We start from the raw sequence: 4,606 nt of genomic DNA on the forward strand, positions 1-4,606 counted from the left end.
TGTTACAACCCACCAAAGCAGCACGATTCAAATAGGCGTGACTATCTACTGAATCCATTTTGTAGTGTTGCGCTAATTGATCGGTGTAATCTGCTAACTTTGTCGCCCCCACTTCTTCCAATTTTTCTGAATGTCCAATAATGTTGAGTCGTACACTGGAATCAGGCGTAAATGCTTCGCCCCCTGGGAAAACCAGCTTACCTTGCTCATCAAGTGTAACAAGGACACTGGTGTTAGGGTGTTTGTCAAATAACGCTTTGGCGGCATCTCTGGTGACTTTATCTTCGCCAATGGATAAAATAATATTGTGCTTGTTTTTGTCATTGCTTTTTAGGTTTAGGGCTTCATAACCCTCAGCGGTGTTGACACGAAAAGCAAGATCTTTACTTTCTTTCCAACCTTGTTGCATAGCAAAAACACGACAATTTCCTTTTAAACCAATATCTTGGTTTTTGCTGTCAGGGGAGATTACTTCAATAGTGTTGAAATCCAAATTTTGATTATTTTCTGGTTGATGAACAACTTCTTTTTCGCCCGTTGCAAAATCATAGACAACAATGACTTTATTGTTCTTTTTTTCTGCATCACTTAGTATTTTGTGTTTTAGTGCATCATCGGGTGATCCCCAAAGTTGTTTGTCAACATAGATAATATGATTGAAAGTTTTATCGGTAAAGCGCTTGTGGTGTTTTAAAATATTTTGTTTGAATCCCTGTAAGGCGTTTAACTGATTCATGTTACGCCTACTGCTTGAATGAAGATCAACACCCTGTGGATCCATAATATATAATTGACCGTCTCCAGCAACAAGACCTTGAAAATCTGACACAAAAAGGTAAGGGTTTTTCATGAATATTTTTTGCAAATGCTTAATGTCTTCTAAGGTTTGGTTGTTGCTATTACTAAGAACCTTTGGTGGTAGAGTCTTGGTTCTGTGCGTTAATCTTATATCTTCTGCGCCTTTAATTTTTTGCACAACTAAACCGTGTTTCTTGGAGTGAAATCTATCTACAAATGTAATTTGTTTATAGCGTCCAGGTGTTTTTATACCAAGTGAATCTAGTTGCTCTAAGTATTTTATTTCGTCCTTAATAATACGAGCCCCATAGCATGTTTTTGATAACAATACTAATAAATCAGGTTGATTTTTAAAATTGTAGGCAACTTTATGTGTGCCTTCACCAATAGCAAATCTTGTATCTACTTGTGTGGCATATAATGTGTCTGGAATACTGTCTATGTCTATGGCATCAGACGAACCTTCAGAATTCGCATCACCGAGCTTCAAGCCTTTTAATACTTCTCCCACGCGCTTAGACTCTTCGGTTTGTTTGGTAATAATATTTAAATCACCATTCCACTGATAAATCATCTTTTCACTGCCTGTTTCCATGGTTTTGGTGCCATCAGGGTTGATTTGCATGTTGCCTTTTCTGCCGGTTATTTCGGCAGTTTTTAGCTCAGGTGTGTCGTTATAAATGGCTTTGGCAAAGTCTTGGGTGAGGTTCTGATCAATGCCATCGGTATTACAACCAACCAAGGCGATACGCCCAATGTCGGTGCTGTCGTTGCCGTAAGTTTGTTGCAGTATTTTGACTTTATCTGCTAACGATTGTGCACCTTCTTTGCTGAGATCAGCGCCATGATCGACAAAACTAAGACGCACATTGCCTTTAGGTGTATAAATTCCATCTGTTAGCGTGATTAAATTGCCATCAGCATCAAAACGAACAATAATGCTGCTATTAGGATGTTTGCTGGCAAGATCTTGGGCGGCCTTGATTGCAATGTCGCTGTTGCCATTTTGAACGATAATGTTGCTTCGGTAATTGCTGAAGTCTTTTTTGAGTGCGTGACGAAAAACCATATCACTAGACATTTTTGAATCCTGTCTTACAAAATCATCCATCTGATATTCGTCAATAAAGCGATTATTTTCATCAACCATTACTTCGATTCTGTCAATTTTATAAGAGGTTTTTGGCTCGTAAAGCACTTGAGTTGTGTCTTTTGCTAAGTCGTAACTCATAATAACCAGGTCTTGCTGTTTTCTTGCTTTTTCTAATAGGCTTTGTTCAAATTTTGGATCATCCCCTAACATTTCCTTGCTAACAAAAATGGCGTTCATGCCTTTGTTTTGGTTGAATTCTTCTAGGACGCTTAATGATGTGTCTCTCCACTCTCGCAAATTTTCTATATTCTCTTCTCTTTCTTCCTGTGAAAAATAAGACAAAGATTCAGATGATGGCGAGTTAATATTTAATGGGTCAATGACATAAAGTTGCCCATCTCTGCCTAATAACATTTGTAAATCATCAATGCCTAAATTTGGATGTTGATCAAATTTCTGCAATAAATTTTGAATATCGCTTAGCGTTTTGTGTGTTACACGCTCCTCTGGAACAGATAGCCGCCCTGGCCTTACCATCGTTGAGTTATGAATGCGTTCAACCAAAATACCTTGATGCTCTTGATCGTCTCCATCAATCATGGAAACAACCTTAAAATATTTTGGCGTTTTAATGCCCAATTCTCTAAATTTGTTAATCCACTCAATTTCGTTTTTTAATTGCCTAACTGAATGCGCATTCTCTAGGCTTTCATCTAGTTGTAAAAACAACAAATCGGGGTGGTCTTTTAAAGTGTAAGCGGTTTTCGTGGAGCCATGGCCGATAGATTTACCTATATCTGTATGCATCAATGAATCGGGCGTTGTTTTATTATCCAGTCCCAATTTTAGAGAATCTAAAACATCACCAACATTCTTAGAGCTTTCCGTTGTCCAAGTAGATTTTTCAAATTTATAATTCCAGCGATGAATGATTTTTTGATCCTTATCACTCATGATTTTAGAACCATCTTTATTTATATGCATATCGCCTAATCTACCGGTAACACTAGTGCCTCTTAAATATTTTCGGGTATAGAGTTGATTGGCGTAACTTTCACTAAGTGCTTGGTTTTTACAGCCCACCAGAGCAGCACGATTTAAATAAGAGGAGTTGTCCGTTGAATTTATATTGTAGTATCGCATTAGGCTGTCGGTATATATCGCTAACTGTTGAGCGCCGACTGCTTCCAATTTTTCTGAATGCCCCACAATATTGAGCCGCACACTGGCATCAGGGGTAAATGCCTCCCCCCCTGGGAAAACCAAATCCCCTTGTTCATTAATGGTAACAAGAACGCTGGTATCGGGGTGTTTGTTAAATAATGATGTGGCTGCATCTCTGGTAATTTTATCGTTGCCGATTGATACGATAATGTTGTGTTTGTTCTTGTCGTTACTCTTAAGATTTAAGGCTTCATAATCCTCAGAGGTGTTTACACGGAAAACAAAATCTCTACTTTTCGCCCAACTTTGTTGATTTGTAAAATCAACACACTCTTTTCTTAAATCAACATTTTGGTTTTGGTTATCTTGGGTAATGACTTCAATGGTGTTGAAGTTCACATTTTGAATGTCGCTTGGCTTATGAAGGACTTCTTTTTCACCTGTTACAAAATTATAGACAACAAAGGCCTTATTGTCTTTTTTCTGTAGATCGTTCAGCATTTGTTGTTTTCGTGTATCGCTGTAAGATTTCCAAAGTCTATCGTCAATATAGGTGATATGATTGAGTGCTTTGCCGGTAAAACGCTTGTGGCGTTTTAAAATATCTTGCTCAAACCCCTGCAAAGCACTTAATAGAGTCGAATTATGCTTGCTGTCTGCATGCATATTAACATTCTGTGGATCTATAACATACAGTTGACCGTCTTCAGCAACAAGCCCTTGGAAATCCTGCACATAAAGATGGGGATTTTTTGCAAATATTTTTTGCAAATTTTTGATATCTTTTAAGGTTTTGTTGTTGCTATTATCAAGCACTTTTGACTGAGGATGAATAAGTGGTTTTTGTTCTAATCTTATATCCTGTGCACCTTTAATCTTTTGCACAACCAAACCGCGTTGCTCAGTATTAAAGTTGGGTGTGGATTGGTCTACAAATGTGATTTGCTTATAACGCTCAGGTGTTTTCATACCAAGCGCTTCTAGTTGCTCTAAGCACATTACTTCATTTTCAATATCATTGGATTGACTGTATGATTCTACCAACAACACCAATAAATCAGGCCGATTTTTAAAATTATAGGCCGTTTTAAATGAGCCCGCTCCAACAGCGTCATTTAAATCTACTTGTGCATTGGTTAAGGTATCTGGAATGTTATCTATATCAATAACATCAATATCAGTGTCAGACGAGCCTTTGGAGCTCACACAACCCAGTTTCAAATTTTCTAATACCTCCCCCGCACGCTTGGATTCCTCAGTCTGCTGGGTAATGATATTTAGGTCGCCATTCCACCGATAAATCATCTTTTCACTGCCTGTTTCCATGGTTTTGGTGCCATCAGGGTTGATTTGCATGTTGCCTTTTCTGCCGGTTATTTCGGCAGTTTTTAGCTCAGGTGTGTCGTTATAAATGGCTTTGGCAAAGTCTTGGGTGAGGTTCTGATCAATGCCATCGGTATTACAACCAACCAAGGCGATACGCCCAATGTCGGTGCTGTCGTTGCCGTAGGTTTGTTGCAGTATTTTGACTTTATCTGCTAACGATTGTGC

1 protein-coding gene is annotated in these 4,606 nt (G+C 38.4%); it reads right to left on the bottom strand.

What is annotated here, in order from left to right:
• On the bottom strand, positions 1 to 4,606 hold a 4,606-nt coding region (locus BHECKSOX2_RS09655; RefSeq protein ID WP_180323758.1), incomplete at both ends, for a C80 family cysteine peptidase.

This window comes from thiotrophic endosymbiont of Bathymodiolus puteoserpentis (Logatchev) (genome assembly GCF_900127505.1).
GTDB lineage: Bacteria > Pseudomonadota > Gammaproteobacteria > PS1 > Pseudothioglobaceae > Thiodubiliella.